The organism is Hymenobacter swuensis DY53 (assembly GCF_000576555.1).
GTDB classification, from domain to species: domain Bacteria; phylum Bacteroidota; class Bacteroidia; order Cytophagales; family Hymenobacteraceae; genus Hymenobacter; species Hymenobacter swuensis.
The window spans coordinates 2,019,722-2,037,353 of record NZ_CP007145.1; the positions used below are offsets into that span (position 1 = coordinate 2,019,722).

Consider the following 17,632-nt stretch of genomic DNA (forward strand, 5'->3'; position numbering starts at 1 on the left):
CGTACCGAGCCAACCAGCCCGTCATGCTGAGCTTGCCGAAGCATCTCTACCGCTTCGTTGGGTAGAGCTGACGAAGCGGTAGAGATGCTTCGGCAAGCTCAGCATGACGGGCTTTTATCAGGACACAATACTCTTCCCTAACCCATGACTTACCTTCTCGAAGCCCGGGCGCTGCGCAAGCAGTACGCCGATAAGCTGGCCCTGCGCGGGCTGAACCTGCAGATTGCGCCGGGCGAAATCTTCTGTTTACTGGGCCAGAACGGCGCGGGCAAATCCACCACCATCAACCTGTTTCTGGGCTTCATTCAGCCCACCGCGGGCGCGGCCTTCGTGAACGGGCTGGAAGTGGCGGCCCATCCGCTCGAAATCAAGCGGCACCTGGCCTACATCCCGGAAAACGTGATGCTGTATCCGCACCTGACGGGGCTGGAAAACCTAGCCTTGTTCAGCAGCCTAGCCGGCTTCAAGTATTCGGAAAGTGAGCTGCTGGCCTACCTCACCGATGCCGGGCTGCCGGCCGAGGCCGTGCGCCGCCGGGTGGGGGCTTACTCCAAGGGCATGCGCCAGAAAGTGGGCATTGCCATTGCCGTGGCCAAACACGCCAAGATGCTGCTGCTCGATGAGCCCACCTCCGGCCTCGACCCCAAGGCCAGCAACGAGTTTTCCGAGCTGCTGCGGCGGCTTAGCGGCGAGGGCACGGCCGTGCTCATGGCCACCCACGACATCTTCCGGGCCAAGGAAGTGGGCACCCGCGTGGGCATCATGCGCGAGGGCGAGCTGGTGGACGTGCGCCCCACCGCCGCCCTCAACGCCCAGGAGCTGGAGCAGCTCTACCTCACCTACATGCACTAAACTGATGATCCGAAGCATTGCCCAAAAAGAATTCGTCAGCACCCTGCGCGACCGGCGTTTTGCGGTGCTGAGTGCCCTGGTGCTGGTGCTGCTGCTGGCCGCCACGCTGGTGGGCCGCGCCAGTTTCCGCACGTTGCAGCGGGAGCGGCAGACGGCCCAGGGCACCGTGAACGAGCAGTTCCGCAACCAGCCGGCCCGGCATCCGCACCGGGTGGCGCACTACGGCTCGTTTGCCTTCCGGCCGAAGTCGGGGCTGAGCTTGCTGGATGGCGGGGTGGACTCGTTTACCGGCAGCGCCGTGTATCTGGAGGCCCACCAGCAGAACAGCGTCAATTTCAGCCAGGCCCAGCAGTCGGGTTCCCTCATTCGGTTTGGGGAGATGACCGTGGCCTTTGTGCTGCAGCTGCTGGTGCCGCTGCTCATTATTTTCCTGTGCTTCGGGGCCTTTACCCAGGAGCGCGAAACCGGCACGCTCAAGCTACTGCTTAGTCAGGGCGTGAGTATGCGGCAGGTGGCCTGGGGCAAGATTGCGGGCTACGGCCAGGCCGTGGCGCTGGTGGTCACGCCGGCGTTGGTGCTGGCGGCGGCCCTGCTGTTTACGGGCGAGGAGTTTGCCTCGAATACTGACCTGGTAGCGCGGCTGGCCCTGTTCGGGCTCGGCTACGCGGTGTATTTTTTTCTAATTGTGGTGGGCTCCGTGGTGGTTTCGGCGCGGCAAAGCAGCTCCCGCACGGCCCTGGTGCTGCTGCTGGGCCTCTGGATTCTGGGCGGCATCATCCTGCCCAAGGCCACCGCCAACCTGGGCGCGACGCTCTATCCCACCATCACCAAGGCCCAGCTGGATGCCGACGTGCACGAGGCAGCCCAGCACGGCATCGACGGCCACGACCCACACGATAAACGGGCCGAGGCCCTGAAAGCCAACCTGCTCAAGAAGTACGGCGTCGATTCGGAGGAGAAGCTGCCCGTGAGTCTGGCCGGGGTGCAGATGGCGGCCGGCGAGGAATATTCGGCCAAAGTTTATCAGCAGCATTTTGCCGAGCTGAACGCCACCTACGAGCGTCAGAACCGCCTTTCCGACTGGGCCGGGCTGCTGAACCCGTACCAGGCCATCCGGCCGCTGTCGATGGGGCTGGCCGGTTCTGATTTTGCCCATTACGTGCACTTCCAGCAGGCCGCCGAAGCCTACCGCTACGCGCTGGTGCAGCGCCTCAACGGCCTGCAGGCCGGTATGGGCTACGGCGACAAGGAGCGCCGCCTCGATGCCGCTACCTGGCGCGAGCTGCCGGTTTTTGCCTACCAGGCGCCCGCCGTGGGGTGGGCGTTGCCGCGCCTGCTGCTGCCGGTGGCCGCGCTGCTGCTGTGGGCCGCGGGCCTGAGTTGGCTGGGGCTGCGCCTGATTTCCAAATCTTCTGTTGAGTAAGCTGATGCACCTGTTCCGAATCCTGTTTTTCTACGAGTGGCGGCATTTTCGCGCCGCCCGGGGCCTCGTGCTACTGTGCGGGCTGCTGCTGGCCACCGGCCTCTACGGTATCTACTATGGCACCACCGAAATAGCCCGGCAACGCACCCAGCTGGCCGCCCTGCCCGAGCTGACGCGCCGCAACGTGGCCGAGCTGCAAGTGAAGTTTCCCGGCCCCGCCGACGCCGGCGACATCGGCTACTACCACAGCACCTTCGCCGTGCACCACCCCGACCCCTGGGCCGCCCTCTCCCTGGGCTTGCGCGACGTGAACCCCAGCTATGTGAAGCTGCGCCTGCTGGGGCTGCACAACCAGCTCTACGCCACCGACAACGCCAATCCCATGAAGCTGCTCAGCGGCAACTTCGACCTGGCCTTTGTGCTGGTGTATCTGCTGCCGCTGCTCATCATTGCCCTGGGCTTCAATCTGCTGTCGGCGGAGCGGGAAGAAGGCATCCTGACGCTGCTACTGGCCCAGCCGGTGCGCCCGCTGACGGTGGTAGCGGCCAAGCTGGCGTTCCGGCTGGCGCTGGTGCTGGGGCTGGCGGGGCTGCTGTCGGTGGTGGGGATGCTCTGGGCCGGCGTGCCGCTGGATGGGCGCGTGGCGAGCTGGCTGGCCCTGACGGTGCTGTACTGCCTGTTCTGGTTTGGGGTGGTGCTGGTGGTTACGGCCTGGCAACGGCCCTCGGCCGTGAATGCCGTGGCCTTGCTGGGCGTGTGGCTGGTGCTGGTGGTGCTGGTGCCCAGCCTGCTGAACCTATCCGTGGCAGCCGCCCGCCCCGTGCCCCAAGGTCTGGAGCTGACCATCCGGCAGCGCGAGGAAATCCACGCAGGCTGGGACAAGCCCAAGACCGAAACCATGAACCGCTTTTTCGCCCTCTACCCGCAGTGGCGCGACACGGCCACCATCCGGGAGCGGTTTGTGTGGCGCTGGTACTACGCCTTCCAGCACCTCGGCGACCAGGCCGTGGCTTCGCAGGCCGCCGCCTACGCCCGTGGCCTGCAGGCCCGCTACAACCTAGTGGAACAGCTCAACCTGCTTTCACCCGCCATCAACGCCCAGAGCAGCTTCAACGCCCTGGCCGGCTCCGATTTACCCACCCACCTGGCCTTCCAGCGCAGCGCCACCCGCTACCACGATGCGCTGCGGGCGTTCTACTACCCGTTCCTGTTCCGCAAAACCGAGTTCACCCACGCCGACTACGCCCGCGAGCCAACACATAGCTTCACGAGCCCGCCCGAACTGACCACCGCGCAACACGGGCTGCTGAAGCTGCTGTTAAGCGTGGCCGCTGTGTGTGGGTTGGGGCTGCTACTGTTGCGTCTGCGCCCGATTACGCCGCGCTAACGCGGAACCCGGCCCGACGGCTGCCAGCAGTCGGGCCGGGTAGTGGCCGGGTGGAAAGCAGCCGTTTTGAACTGTGGCACTTTCACGAAGGGGCGCGTCTTTACATTGTTAGGTTTATCGAATGCCACTTTATCGTAGGTTGAAGAGTAGTAGCGCGAAGCCTTTGCTTCGCGTTTTGGGTGGCTCGATGACGGCGGCCTTGACGCGAAGCAAAGGCTTCGCGCTACGGTTTTTGACGAGCAAATCGGCGTAATGCAATCCGGTTATGTCGCCTCGCCGGCGGTGCTGGCTACCAAGCGGGTGCTGCCGGGCACCATGGGCACGGTGTCAGCGGTGGAGCGGTAGTGCTGGGCCAGCAGGTGCGCTACGCGGGGCGGCTCCGGGCCTTCGTGCAGGGGCCAGATCTGATTTTTCAGCTCCGCCTCGTCGCGGCTCACGCCCCGCTCGTGCTGCTGGGCATGCTCCTCCCACGATTCCGTCATGAAGTACTCCACCATCCGCCCGGGGTCGGCCATATCGGCGTAGAGGCCCCAGCCGATGGCACCCTCGCGGCGGCGGATGCGGGCCAGCTGCTCCATGAGGTAAGTGAAGGTCGGGCGGTTTTCGGGCCGCACGCGGTAGGTGGTGGTGATGATGACCGGACCTTCGGTGGGCACCGGCTGCTCGGCCAGCACCGGCTCGGGGCGGGACCGGGCGGGGGTGTGGTCGAGGGCTTCGGGGGAATTGCGCAGGGAGAATTTCAGCACCAGCAGGGTGGTCAGGCCCAGCCAGCCGGCCGCCCCGGTAAGGGCTACCGTGACGCCCAGCCGCTCGGCCACCGTGCCCCACACCACCGAGCCCAGCGCCATACCGCCCTGAATGGTGAGCAGGTACAGGCTGATGGTGCGCGCCTGCACCCAGCGCGGTACCACCGTCTGCACCCCCACGCTAAACGAGTTGAGCACCAGCATCCAGGCCATGCCTACCAGCGTGAGCAGCCCGTACAGCAGCCAGCGGTTATCGGCGTAGCCGAGGCCCAGCAGCCCCAGGGAAAAAGCCACCGTGGCCAGCGTCACGCGCCAGTCGATGGTGAGGCGGCGGTTGAGGCGGGGCAATGTGACGGCGGCCACTACAGCCCCTAGCCCCATGCACGAGAGCAGCAGGGAGTAAAACGACGTAGGCAGCTGCAACCGCCGGGCCACCACGGCCGGCATCAGGGCAAACAGCGCGCTGGCCCCGAACGTGAAGCTTACCCCGCGCACCAGAATGTGCTGCACGGCCGGGGCAAACCGGGCATAACGCACCCCGCCCCGGATGGCGGCCACCACCCGCTCGGCCGCCAGGGTGGAGGTGGCCTGCGGCTCCCGCTGCCAGCGGTACACCATGTAAATAGTAGCCAGAAACGACAGGCCGTTCAGCAGAAACGCCGCCCCCGCCGAGAAATACCCAATTACCAGCCCGCCCAAGGCCGGCCCGAAGGCCCGGGCCAGGTTAAAGCTCACGCTGTTGAGGGCAATGGCCTGAGGCAGCTCCTGGCGCGGCACCAGCTCGGGCGTCACCGTCTGCCACACCGGGTTATTCAGCGCCCCGCCCAGTCCCAGTAGAAACGTGAGCGTGAGCAGCAGCCAGGGGTTATTCAGGCCCAGCAGCGTGACGGCGGCCAGCAGCAAGGCCACGGCGGCCATCCAAGTCTGGGTGGCCAGCAGCATGCGGCGGCGGTCCACTAGGTCGGCCAGGGCGCCAGCGGGCAGGCTCAGCAGAAACACGGGCAGGGCCGAGGCCGTCTGCAGCAGGGCCACCAGTACCGGCGAAGCCGTCAGCTCGGTCATCAGCCCCACGGCCCCCACGTTCTGCATCCAGGTGCCAATGTTCGACACGAAGGAAGCCACCCACAGCATCCGGAAAAACGGAATCTTCAGCGGCGTAAAAGGCGAAGAGGAGGAAGCCGGCGGCGGCGCGGGGGCAGTAATCGGAGCAGACATGTTGCTCCCTTACGTAAAGGTGAAATGGTGAGGTGGTGAATTGGTGAGTTTCCGGCCCGGCGGCTTTACGCCATCGGACTGGTGGAGCCGAAATGGCTGTCATGGCAAGCAGCGCGAAGCAATCCGTCCTTCACCAGGTACTAAGCCCTGAAAACCGCAAAGCCCCTGGCGTCAGCTCGGACGTCAGGGGCTTTGGTGTAGGTTTATGTTTGGCGCGTTGTGAAGGACGGATTGCTTCGGCTGTGCCTCGCAATGACAGTTTTTCTCCGCTACAACCGAATGCCGATGCCGGGGCCGAAGAGGAAGAACAGGGACTTCTTGTTCATCAGGTAGCCGCCGCCCAGGTAAAGCGGGAAGGTGAGCTTGGCATCGGAGCGGGTGGGGTACACGGAGCCCAGCACCACGATACCCAGGTCGCGGTTCACGTTGGAATCCTGGCTGAGGTTGAACGCGTTCAGGGCCACGAAGCCCGCACCCACCTTGTAGGGCCGCAGCTTGTTGATTTTGGTAGGGTGATAAAAGCTGAACTGCGCCAGCGTGGCCAAGGAAATACCGCCGAACGAAGTAAAACTCGACTCGCCCTTGTACTTCGTGAGCAGGCCGCCCGGGAAACTGATGTCGATATCAAACTTCACCCGGCGCTGTAATACCAACTCTAGCTTCTGGGTGAAGCCCGGCTCCTGGTACTGGCTCTGGTTGTGGCGGATGGTGATGATGATGGTGCTCCAGTCGTCGAGGTCGTAGGTTTTGCGGGAGTTGAGCAGGTTGTTGAGGCTCAGGTTGCCCACCTGGCACTGCTTGTCCTGGTAGAAGGCGGCCCGCACGGAACTGCCATCGGGGCATACCACCACGTTGTCGATGGTGCGCATCTCAATCAGCTCGCCCTTGGCGTTCTGGGTCCGGATATCGAAGCTGAGGTACTGCTTGCCATAGAGCTGCTGGTCGGTATCAATGCCCCCGGAGTTGAAGCTGAACACCACGTCGCGGATGGTGCGGTCATACAGCACCGGGCCGTTAAGGCGGGTGACGGGCCGGGGCGCTTCCCCGAAGGTCACGCCCACGAAATCGAGAGGGTGAGGGCGCTGAAACTCCCGCACCGTGAGGCCCGCGCCGGTAGGCTGGCCGGCGTTGAAGATGGTAATGCGCTTTTTGTCGATGGTCAGCGGGACCTGAATGCGGTACACCACGGCCGCATCGGAGCGGATGCTGGAGTCGGAGGGAATCACCTGCACGTCCTCGAAGTGAAACCGGGCCCGCGTCAGCGACTCGCCCTCCAGACGCACGTCCACCGTTTCGCCAGGGTTCACGGTGGCGCTGTTGGTCCAGTCGCCGCCCCGGTGCCGCACGCTCACCGCACTGATGGTGGTTTTGGGCGAGATGTTGAAGTTAGTGATGTACTTGGCCAGGTCGTTTTCCTTGATGTAGAGGTAGCTCTCCGTCTGGCGGTGGGTGTTGTACACGCGCAGCCAGCACAGCACCCGGTCGTTGGTCAGGTACTGGCGCGTAAACAGCTCGGCAATGAGCGAGCCGCCGGCTTCCTCCTGGTCCTCGATGCGGTAGGTGCGCTTCAGATCAAAGGTGCGGCCGTTGTCGAGAATCAGCTCCACGCCCTTGCGGCGCGAGTTTTCATCCAGGGTAATTTCCTTTTTATCGACGCTCAGAAACCGCAGGCGGGAGGCTTTCACGGTGAATTCCTGGCGGATGGGCGGCAGCGCGTAGGTCACGCGCCGGTTATTATCGGTGAGGAAGGGCCGCTCGGTCTGGGGCCGGATGGTGAGCTGGCGGGTGCCCAAAGCGTTGGGCAGCACGTGCAGGCGCAGCACGCCTTTCTCCTGCTCCAGGCGGTAGTCGATGTCCTGACCGCGCGTCCACTCGGGGCTCACCCGGATGTTCTTGGCGTTGTTGCTGCTGAGCTCAAACACCTTTTCCTCGCCCACGAACAGCTCCGTATCGGCGGGCCGGAATTCCAGGGTAGTGCGCGTGACGGGTAGCAGCTTCACCGTCTGGGTCTGGGGGGCAAACCCCACCGAATCCGACGGCTGCCGGAAGGTGAGGCTCAGGAATTTGTTGCTGCTCAGGTCTTTGAACCGAACTTTGGCCCGGTAGTACTGGCCGCCATCTACCGCCGTCAGCGAATCGAGCAGGGTAAAATCGGCAGAGCGTTGCAGGCGCAGACCCTGGCGACCGGGCGTTTCGGGGTACACCAGCAGCTCGGCCAACTCGTCGTCCTGTCGGTAGTAGAAGTAAAGCTGGGCCTCGCCCTGCACCAGGGCCGTATTGCGGCTCAGGGTGTAGCGCACGGTATCGGTGCGCAGACTCAGGTCGCGCAGAATCGGGGCGCGCTGGGCGCGGGTGGTCAGGGCACAGAACAGCAGCAGGCAGGTGACGAAAGCGCCCGCCAGCCTGCGAATCCCGGAAAGGTGTAACACGGCAAACAAAGGAAAAAAGGCCCCCGACCCACCGGAGGCCCTGCAAAGGTAGGCGGCCCCACCGGGCAGTTGCACAGCGGACCGGGGTTTTTGCAATAAAACTTGCCGGATGTAACGCTGACGGGAGACGCAGAAAGGCCTTCCACCGAAAGTGAAAGGCCCATTGCAGTTGTAGTAGAGTAGATAAGGTAGGCGTCAGATAGAACGTCACGCTGAGCGAGGCCGAAGCATGACGTTCTATCTGACTTTTCTTTTAATCAGGCCTCGACCGCTGCCAATTTTCCCACGGTTTCGGGGGTGGCTTGGGGGGGCGGGAGCAGTTCGTTGGGAGTGGCGCGTCCGGCCAGCCAGCAGTCGAGCGACTCGATGCTGGTGGCGGCAATGCTGGTGAGAGCCTCGCGGGTGAGGAAGCCCTGGTGGCCGGTTACCAGCACGTTGGGGCGGGCCAGCAGCCGCTGCAACAGGGCATCGGGGTAGGGCTGGTGGGGGTGGTTGTTGAAGAACAGGCCCTTTTCGAACTCGTACACATCCAGCCCCAGGTAGCCCAACTGCCCCGATTCCAGGGCCGCCAACGCCGCGTGCGTATCCAGCAGTGCACCCCGGCCGGTGTTGATGAGCATGGCCCCGGGCTTAAGCAAAGCCAGTTGCGGAGCCCCTATCAGGTGGCGGGTGGAGGGCGTGAGCGGGGCGTGCAGGGAAAGTACATCGGCCTGAGCGCACAGCTCCTCCAGCGGCATATACTGCAGGCCGTAACGCTCGGTCAGCTGCGGATCGGGTTGTACATCGGTGCCCAGCAGACGGCAGCCAAAACCGTGCAGCAGCCCGGCCAGCGTGCCGCCAATGGTGCCGCAGCCCACAATGCCCACGGTTTTGCGGTGCATATCGAAGCCCACCAGATTATCCAGCCGGAAGTCGGCGCGGCGCACCTGGGCATCAGCCGGGCGCAGGTGGCGGTTGAGGGCCAGCATCAGAGCCAGCGCGTGCTCGGCAATGGCATGGGGCGAATAGTGGGGTACCGTGGCTACGCGCAGCCCCAGGCGGTGAGCGGTGGGCAAATCCACCTGGTCGTGGCCGGCGGCGCGCACCAGCAGGTAGCGCACACCCCGCGCCCACAGCCGCTCCAGTACCGGGGCAGAGGCATCGTCGTTCACGAAAATGGCCACGGCCTCGCTGCCGGCCATCTGGTCGGCGGTTTCCAGCGTGAGGGCAGCAGGCACGAAGTGCAGTGTGTGCGGCGGGTGCGCGGCGGCCCGCAGGTAGGGCTGCTCGAAATCATACGCACTGAAAACGGTGATTTGCATGGCATGAACTGTGGTGAAAGTCAAGTGATGAGCACGAATTTTTTGGCGAAGTCAGGTCGGTGAGCCACGCTAGATTTGACAACAGCAAAGGCCTGTTTGAGCAGCTTGGTACAAACGGTAATCAGGGCCAACTTTTTGTGTTTGCCCTTGGCCATCAGCTGCTCGTAAAGGTCCTTGCAGGCGGTGTTAGCCCGTCAGGTCAACTAGCCGCACAGGTAGAGCTTACTGCGGAGCGGGTTGCCGCTGGCCTTGGTAATGGGCGTTTGGCCGCGCACACTCGTGCCGGAGGGGTATTCGTGCGGGCAAGTGGTACACGGCCAACGTGGCTTTACTCACGTCGATGCCCACCACGGCCGAGGTTGTTTACATGGGAAACAGGATTAGAAGGGAAACCGGGCGACGTCTTTCACAGCAGCATTTTCGATCCTATTACAGGCTCACGTGGCTTAAGGGAATTGTCCAAGGTGGCCGTAGAACGGACGGGGGATGCTCATATTTGCCGGACTTTGTTGGTCCCAGGCTCTAATCCATCTTACTCCCGTCCGTTGCGTCGTGGGCCAAGTTTAAGCAACCACTCAAACATAGAACGCTATAAGAATTTCGCAGTATATCCAATGGCACAGAAGCCGCCTGAACGGTCTATGGTGGTCCTTAGTCTAGGCTGCTACTGGGCCGTTGCAGCAGGTAGCGCCATGTGTAGTAAGTGCAGGTGGTTATTGACTTCCCGGGCCCCGGCTTCGTGGGCCTCCTGGGCTGCCTGCTGCCGGTCCAGCCAGGAATCTACGGTGCCAGTCAGTGTGGCCCGACGGTTGTGGACCTGCACATCGATTTCCTGATCGTGCAGGGCTGCCGACCAGAGGAAGCGGGTGCGGATGCGCTCGGCCAGGGCGTGGTCGGAATCGGGGGGGCGGTGGTTTCCGGGGTCGTCAGGTCGGTTTGGATGCGGTTGTTCACGTCCAGCACCCCGCTTACGCCGGCGGCCAGGTCGCCGGCCCGTTCCTGCTCCAGCACGCCGGGGGCTTGGCCGCTGAGTAACACTTGGCCCTCGTGCACCTGCACCCCAAACGGCAGCTGGCCCACGTACGGGTCGCGGGCCAGAGCGGCCGTAATGGTCTGGCGAATGTCCTCATCGGGCACCAGCCGGGCCGGTCGTACCTTCAGCAGATTGTGTACCTGCTGCACGCCCACCACGTGGCGGGCATCCTGCTCCGCTTCCAAACGTACCCGCAGATTGCTAACGGTGCCGGCCAGCGTTACCACGCCCTCGTGCACCTGCACCAGGGTTTCGGTGTCGCGCACGCGTGGGTTGCAGCGCAGCGTATCGCGCACGGCACTGGCAATGGCCTCGTCGGTTCTGAGCGTAAATTTCTCGCGGCGGATGGCTTTCCCCAGGGCCCAATAGGCCACGAACAGGTCGCGGGCGTCCACGCGGGTGGCGCCGGTCTGGTTGGCAATGGCGACCAGCCGGTCTTTCTCCGCCGCCGTGCCCACCGTGCCCGACAGATGCACCACATGGTCGTTGGTGCGCACGTCTACCAGCGCGCCGTTCACCCGGATGTCCCAGTCGAGTAGCTCCCGGATCTGAGTGGTAATTTCCTCGTCGGAATGAAGGATGGGACCATTTTTAATGGTCAGCTGATCGGCTAAGCAGGCGCGCACGCCCCGCACACCCTGCACCACGCGCAGCACTAACTGTTTCTCGGCCCAGGATTGCACCTGGCCGGTCAGTGTCACTACGCCGCCGCTCACGGTGGGGGATACGTGGTAGTGGGCAGTGGCCGGATCATCGGCCAAAGTGGCGGCCACGTCCCGCTGTAGCTCGGCCTCGGCCACAACTACCGGCCGGACGGCCAGGGTGCTGTGCAGGCCCCGCACCCCGCGCACAGCCTGCACAATGTCCTCGGCCCGCTGTCGGGCTAGGAGGTTGTCAGTGGAGCCGGAAAGCTGCACGATGCCCTGCCGGGTTGCTACCGTAATCAAGTCTGGAACGAGGCCCTTTTTGGTGCTGAGCAGCTGCTCGATGGCGGCCGTGATGTCGGCATCCGCCAAAGAATCAGCGGGAACCGGCGGGGAAAGCAGATGAGCGTTTGGCATGATCAGGACGAGCTGGATGGATGAAATGAAAGCGCCCCACGTACCCCGCCGCACAAAGCCAGCCGTAGCCGCCAAATTGGCAAGAGGTATCGGGAAGTGCTGTAAATGTCCGCTTCAGCAGGTGCCCAACCCATGATAAGAATTGCTATAATAGGTGACATTCATCAGGTTATAGCGAATGGGGAACTGGCTCGGCGGCCCAATGGCGGCTCGTAGCGCAGGCCTGGGGGAATGCCTTGCCAGCGCCAAGTCGGCTGGCGCAGGGCTGGTGGAAAATAAAAAAGGCCTTCACGGTATCGTGAAGGCCTTCCTAAGAAAATGTAGTCCGTAGGGGAATCGAACCCCTGTTGGTAGAATGAAAATCTACTGTCCTAACCCCTAGACGAACGGACCGGATATCCAATGGCGGAGCGTTTTCCGTTTTGGTGATGCAAAAGTAGAACGTTTCCGGTTCAATGCAAATGCCAGCCGCTAAAAAAACTAGTAGAACCGGCTAAATGCCGCAGAATCAAGTGGATTATTTTTGCTTCGTCTGGTTTCGGTCCCACCATACGTAGGCCCCGAACAGCAGTACGCTGACACCCGTCACCCAGAGCAGACCGGTTTTCAGCCGGCCACTGTCTTCGCCCAGGTAGGCCAGCAGGGCAATGAGGGGCACCACGCCGGCCACGGTAGCGGCCATAAATTTCCAGTAACCCATGCGCGCCAGTCCTGCCACGAAACTGATGGCGTCGTCGGAGAGGGCAGGGGAGAGGCGAGCAATGATAACGGCCCACACGCCGTAGCGGTCCACCACGTCCAGCACTTTCTGCTCGGTTTTGCGGCCCAGCAGCTTCTGCACGAACGAGTCGCCCAGAGCCCGGCCCAGCGCGTAACCCACCGACGAGGCCGCTACCACGCCCGCCAGTGCCAGCAACGAGCCCCACCACGGCCCATAGGCCAGAATGGCGACCAGAATCAGCAGCACCACGTTCACCACGAATAGGAACATCTGCACCACCATGGCCAGTACCAGCACCACCGGCCCCCAGTAGCCGAACTGCTGCATCCAGGCGGCTATGCGCGGCTGCTCCCCCGATTTGAGTACCGCCCAGGCCTCCCGAATGGTTTCCTGGAAGGCGGGCCAGCCGAACCAGCAGGCCGCCAGCGCTGCCAGCAACGTTAGGGTGATATAGAGCGGGACGCGGCTGCTGCGTTTTTTGGCGGGTGGCGAGACGGAAACAGTGGTAGGCAAAATCAGAAGAACTAGGGAGGCGAATACAGAACAAAGCCAGCCTGGAGCGGCGGCAATTTCTGGGCATACGCACCCGGCGAATACGCGGTTAACACAACCCCAACGGCGCGGGCGGGGTACTACCACCTGTACTACTGCGTCCGTAGCCTCAGGGCCGCTGGGCAAATTCCTTGCTTCATGACAAAACATACTTATGATTTCGGCCTGATCGGTAACTGCGCTTTCCTGGGCCTGATTGGTACCGATACGGCCGTGCGCTGGCTCTGCTGGCCTAGGTTCGACAGCAGCTTCGTGTTTGGCTCGCTGCTGGATGCGGATAAAGGTGGCGAGTACAGCATCCGGCCCGCCGACCCGTCCCTGGAGTTCACCTCCCACCAGACCTACCTGGCCAACACCAACGTGCTGCAAACCGATATTTCCACGGCTGAGGGCAGCTACCGTGTCACCGATTTTGCGCCCCGCTTCCCGCAGTACGACCGGTACTATAAGCCGCTGATGTTCGTGCGCAAGGTGGAGCCGTTGCAGGGTACACCCCGCATCCGGGTGGCGTGCCGGCCGGTGGGCCAGTACGGCGAGCTAGCCCTCACGCGCCGCCGCAGTTCCAACCACATTGCGTTTCTGGGCCTGGAAGAGGAAATCCGCCTGACTACCAACATCCCGCTCACCTACGTGCTGGAAGAGGAGGATTTCGTGCTCAACGAGCCCAAGTACCTAGTGATGACCTATGGCGCGCCCCTGGAAGCCCCGCTGGAAAGCACTGCCGAGCGGTTTCTACGCTCTACGGTGGACTATTGGCGCACCTGGGTGAAAAGCACCAGCATCGGCAGCTTCCAGCAGAGCCAGGTGCTACGCTCGGCGCTGGCCCTGAAGATGCACCAGTACGAGGATACCGGGGCCATCATTGCGGCTACTACCACCAGCCTGCCTGAGTCCCCCGGCAGCACCCGCAACTGGGACTACCGCTACTGCTGGATGCGCGACACGTATTACATCCTCACGGCCTTCAACAACATCGGGCATTTTGAGGAGATGGAGCGGTATTTCCACTACATCGTGAATATTTCCACCAAGGTGCAGGACCGGTACCAGCCGCTGTACGGCATCAGCGGGCAGTCGAAGCTGGTGGAGCGGGAGCTGCCGCTGGCTGGCTACCAGGGCAACCAGCCGGTGCGCATTGGCAACGACGCCTATACCCACATTCAGAACGACGTGTACGGGCAGGTGCTGGTGGCGCTGCTGCCGCTCTACGTGGATTGCCGCTTCCTCGACCCAGAGCGGCTGGCCCCGGAAAAGCTGGTGTACGATACGCTGGCCCTCATCGAGCAGACCATGGACCAGCCCGACGCCGGGCTCTGGGAGTTCCGCAACCTGGCCCAGAAGCACTGCTACACCTACCTGTTCCACTGGGCTGGCAGCCACGCCGCCCGCAAGGTAGCCCGGGCCGTGGGTAACACCGAAATGGAGGCCCGCGCCGAGCGGCTGATGCGCGCCGCCGCTGACCACATTGAGCAGTGCTACAACCCTGAGCTGGAAGCCTACACCAACGCCATCGGCTCGCCTCACCTCGATGCCAGTGGCATGCAGCTGATCCTGATGGGCTACCTCGACCCGGCCTCGGAGCGGGCCCGCAAGCACCTGGAGGCGCTGGAAAAGGCCCTAAAGACGCCCGAAGGCCTGTTCTATCGCTACCGCCACGCCGACGACTTCGGCACGCCGGAAACTACCTTCCTGATCTGCTCCTTCTGGTACGTGGAGGCCCTGGCCAGCGTGGGCCGGGTGGAGGAAGCCATCCGGGAGTTTGAAAAGCTGACCACCTACACCAACCACTTAGGCCTGCTCTCGGAAGACGTGGATGCCAAAACCGGCTCGCAGTGGGGCAATTTCCCGCAGGCTTACAGCCACGTCGGCCTCGTCAACGCCGCCTACCGCATCGCCCAGAAGCTGGCGAAACCCAATTTCGTGTAGGATGTCATGGTAAGGAGAAACTGGTCATAGCGGGGCGGAGCCGAAGCAATGACCAGTCTCCATGTTCCAACTAGTAACCTAAACAAAAGCCCCTGACGTCCGTGCTGGCGTCAGGGGCTTTTGAATGGAATAGCATTGGAGCAGGGAAAAGGAAGGATTGCTTTGCTCGCAATGACAGGTGCCTCCTTGCAATGATAGCCGGTTATAGCAGGCTCCGCAGCAGCTTCCGTACGTCGGTGGTGGAGGCTACGTGGTAGCGGGCCAGGGAGCGGGCGGCGGTACCTACTTTGATGGTGTAGGCCTCGGGTGGCATGGCCCGGAACGTGTCCTCGTCAGTGCGGTCATCGCCGAGGGCCAGGGTGAAGGCGGGCTGGTAGGTGGCCAGCCAGCGAGCCGCGGCGGTGCCCTTGTGGATGCCCGCCGTCTTGATTTCAATTACCTTGTTGCCTTCCATTACCTGCAGCTCCGTGTTGGCGGTCATGAAGGTGAGGTGGTTGAGTAGGTCGCGGGCCCGCACGGCCCCCAGCTCGGCATCGGCGCGGCGGTAGTGCCACACCAGGGAGTATTCCTTGGTTTCGATGAACGAGCCGGCGGTACGGGCCACGTACAACTCCAGAATCGGCCGGATGTCGCGTTGCCACTCGTTGCTGAGTGTCTGGAACAGCTGCCACTCCTCGCCGGCCGCCCGTAGCCACACGCCGTGCTCGGCAATAAAATCGACGGGTAAGTGGCCCAGCCAGGCTTGCAGCGTGGTCCGGTCGCGGCCACTGATGATGACCACGCGGTTCTGCGGATTATCGGTGAGGGCGCGTAGCAGCAGCAGCAGCTCCTGGTCGGGCTGGGCGCGCTGGGGGTTGGGGTGGAAGGGGGCCAGCGTACCGTCGTAGTCGAGTAGCAGCAGGCGGGAAGGGGCGGCCTGGTAGTCGGCCAGCAGCTGGTCTACCACCACCGGCTTCAGGGTTTCGGTGTCCAGCGTGTGCTGCTTCATCTTGCTGTATGCCAGTCGATCCATGAACAGCTTGGTCCAGGCAAACACGTTATACTGCCGCACCAAGGCCTGCATAGCGCTCATGCGCAGCTGCTGCTCGTCCTCGGGCATTACCAAGGCATCGTGCATGGCCTCGGCCAGCTGACCGGTGTCGGTGGGGTTGATAATGAGAGCATCCGACAGCTCCCGGGCCGCACCGGCCCGCTCGCTCAGGATAAGCACGCCCTTCTGATCCGCCTTGCTGGCCACGAATTCTTTGGCTACCAGGTTCATGCCGTCGCGCATGGGTGTCACCAGGGCTACCTCAGCTAAACGGTACAAGGAGGACAGCTCTTCCAGCGGGAAGGAGCGGTAGAAGTAATGAATGGGCGTCCAGCCGATGGTACGATATTGCGCGTTAATGCGGCCCACCAGCTCGTCGATTTCCTCCTTGAGACTGGCATACTGGGCTACCTGGTCGCGGGAGGGCACCACCACCATAAGCAGGCTTACCTGCTCGCGCCACTCGGGGTAGCGCTGAATCAGCAGCTCAAACGCCCGCAGCCGCTGAGCAATGCCCTTGGAGTAATCGAGCCGGTCGATGCTCAGAATCACGCGGGTGTCACGCAGGGCTTCGCGGTACACGGCCTCGTGGCGTTGCGCCGCTTCCGAAGCAGCCGCCTGCACGTACCGCTCATAGTCAATGCCCATTGGGAAGGCATCGACCAGCACGGTGCGGGAGCCGGTTTCAATCTGCCCGTTCTGGGCTGAGAGGCCCAGCAGTTGGGCTACCGCGCTCAGGAAGTGGCGCATGTAGCCGAAGGTGTGGAAGCCCAGCAGATCGGCTCCCAGCATACCTTCCAGCAGCTCGGTGCGCCACGGCAGCACCCGAATCAGTTCGTAGGACGGGAACGGGATGTGCAGGAAGAAGCCGATGGTGGCCTCGGGGCGGGCTTTGCGCAGCAGGGCCGGCAGCAGCAGCAGCTGGTAATCGTGTACCCAGATAGTGTCCTCGGGCCCGGCCAGCTCCAGCACGGCCCGGCAGAATTTCTCGTTTACGGCCACGTAGGCCTCCCAGTGGGCCTGCTCGTAGGTGGCATACTGAGTAAAGTAATGGAAGGTAGGCCAGAGCGTGGAGTTGCTGAACCCTTCGTAGAAGTCCCGGATTTCGGCTTCGGTGAGGAACACCGGCACCATACTATCTTGGCGCAGCTGCTCGCACACGTACTCCTCTTCGGCCGCATCTTCCACAAAGAGCCCCGGCCAGCCTACCCACACGTTGCCCTCCTGCTGGTAAATAGAGCCCAGGCCGGTAGCCAGCCCGCCTTCGCTGGGCTGAAACGTAAGGCTGTTATCGGAGCGAAGGATTTTAGTAGGGAGACGGTTTGAGACAATAATGGTGCGGGACATAGGCCGTTTCAGGTTGGTGAACCTGTAGGTTTACGGGATAAAACAGGCAGTGGCCATTAGGTTGTTTCCCGGTTTCTGTTACCGCGCCCATTCCGTAAGTGGCTAAACGCAACCGTGGAAACCAGTTGCACCATCGGTATCAGGCCCCCACCGACGGCTGACCAACGTAGCCGAGGTGGGTATGCTGAAAGCCGGTGCTGTGCTTAAGCCCGTAGCCCAGCAGCCGGTCGAAGGCCGAGTGAAACAGCAGTACGGAACCGGCTAGCAGTAGTGGCGGCTGCCCCAGTAGCCAGCCGGCCAGCCCTACCAGCAGGGCCAGGGCTTTGTGGTGCAGCAGGTTGTAGCTGAACGCCCCCGCCCGGGGGCCGGCCAGGTAGCCCAGCATACTCAGGTCGGGCACCAGGAACAGGGCCGGCAGCCACCACCACGCGTAGGGCAAGTGCGCGAAAATCAGCGTTGCGGCCAGCACTTCGGCCAGTTCTTCGAGCTTGAGCAGGGTTTTCATGGGGTTTCGGGATGAAGTAAAACAACGTCCCAAAGGTCGGGCCCCGGCCACCCGAAATTCGTTAACAAACGCTAAGAAACAGCGCCTCTACACCGGTTTGGGCA

The 17,632-nt window shown here is 62.9% G+C and carries 12 protein-coding genes and 1 tRNA gene; 4 read left to right on the forward strand and 9 right to left on the reverse strand.

What is annotated here, in order from left to right; translation table 11 throughout:
• The first annotated feature begins 144 nt into the window (after nt 1-144).
• The 3 genes from HSW_RS09985 to HSW_RS09995 are packed head-to-tail and all read left to right on the forward strand — an operon-like array spanning nt 145 to nt 3,662.
• Nucleotides 145-852: an ABC transporter ATP-binding protein gene (locus HSW_RS09985; protein WP_044001815.1), complete on the forward strand. Its 708-nt coding sequence runs from the start codon at nt 145-147 to the stop codon at nt 850-852.
• Nucleotides 853-856: 4 nt separating this feature from the next.
• Nucleotides 857-2,275, forward strand: a complete 1,419-nt coding sequence (locus HSW_RS09990; RefSeq protein WP_044001816.1) for an ABC transporter permease — start codon at nt 857-859, stop codon at nt 2,273-2,275.
• A 4-nt stretch (nt 2,276-2,279) separates the two neighbouring features.
• Nucleotides 2,280-3,662 carry an ABC transporter permease gene (locus tag HSW_RS09995; RefSeq protein WP_052346314.1) on the forward strand — a complete coding sequence of 461 codons (1,383 nt, stop codon included), beginning with the start codon at nt 2,280-2,282 and terminating at the stop codon, nt 3,660-3,662.
• A gap of 263 nt (nt 3,663-3,925) precedes the next feature.
• On the opposite strand, the gene HSW_RS10000 is transcribed toward HSW_RS09995, so the two are convergent.
• The 7 genes from HSW_RS10000 to HSW_RS10030 form a co-directional block, all read right to left on the reverse strand.
• Nucleotides 3,926-5,623 carry an MFS transporter gene (locus HSW_RS10000; protein ID WP_071883093.1) on the reverse strand — a complete coding sequence of 566 codons (1,698 nt, stop codon included), beginning with the start codon at nt 5,621-5,623 and terminating at the stop codon, nt 3,926-3,928.
• A gap of 269 nt (nt 5,624-5,892) precedes the next feature.
• Entirely contained in the window at nt 5,893-8,052 is a 2,160-nt protein-coding gene (locus HSW_RS10005; protein WP_155832911.1) for a hypothetical protein, read from the reverse strand.
• 257 nt (nt 8,053-8,309) lie between these two features.
• Nucleotides 8,310-9,353, reverse strand: a complete 1,044-nt coding sequence (locus HSW_RS10010) for a 2-hydroxyacid dehydrogenase (protein WP_052346316.1) — start codon at nt 9,351-9,353, stop codon at nt 8,310-8,312.
• Nucleotides 9,354-10,017: 664 nt separating this feature from the next.
• Nucleotides 10,018-10,239 (reverse strand): BON domain-containing protein, encoded by a 222-nt coding sequence (locus HSW_RS23480; RefSeq protein WP_081768353.1) that lies wholly within the window; start codon nt 10,237-10,239, stop codon nt 10,018-10,020.
• Nucleotides 10,146-11,447 (reverse strand): BON domain-containing protein, encoded by a 1,302-nt coding sequence (locus HSW_RS10020; protein WP_155832912.1) that lies wholly within the window; start codon nt 11,445-11,447, stop codon nt 10,146-10,148. Before HSW_RS10020 ends, HSW_RS23480 begins: the two co-directional genes overlap by 94 nt.
• 321 nt (nt 11,448-11,768) lie before the next feature.
• Nucleotides 11,769-11,840, reverse strand: a tRNA-Glu gene (locus HSW_RS10025).
• Between the two features lie 124 nt (nt 11,841-11,964).
• Complete coding sequence (locus HSW_RS10030; protein WP_044001819.1) at nt 11,965-12,681, reverse strand: TVP38/TMEM64 family protein; 717 nt, start codon at nt 12,679-12,681, stop codon at nt 11,965-11,967.
• Nucleotides 12,682-12,858: 177 nt separating this feature from the next.
• On the opposite strand from HSW_RS10030, the gene HSW_RS10035 reads away from it, so the two are divergent.
• Nucleotides 12,859-14,646, forward strand: a complete 1,788-nt coding sequence (locus HSW_RS10035; protein WP_044001820.1) for a glycoside hydrolase family 15 protein — start codon at nt 12,859-12,861, stop codon at nt 14,644-14,646.
• 202 nt (nt 14,647-14,848) lie between these two features.
• Here the strand turns inward: HSW_RS10035 and HSW_RS10040 are convergent, their stop codons facing one another.
• Together HSW_RS10040 and HSW_RS10045 are read right to left on the reverse strand one after the other, a co-directional pair.
• Nucleotides 14,849-17,023 carry a bifunctional alpha,alpha-trehalose-phosphate synthase (UDP-forming)/trehalose-phosphatase gene (locus tag HSW_RS10040; protein WP_044001821.1) on the reverse strand — a complete coding sequence of 725 codons (2,175 nt, stop codon included), beginning with the start codon at nt 17,021-17,023 and terminating at the stop codon, nt 14,849-14,851.
• A gap of 139 nt (nt 17,024-17,162) precedes the next feature.
• Nucleotides 17,163-17,528 carry a DUF4260 domain-containing protein gene (locus tag HSW_RS10045; RefSeq protein WP_044001822.1) on the reverse strand — a complete coding sequence of 122 codons (366 nt, stop codon included), beginning with the start codon at nt 17,526-17,528 and terminating at the stop codon, nt 17,163-17,165.
• Nucleotides 17,529-17,632 lie beyond the last annotated feature (104 nt).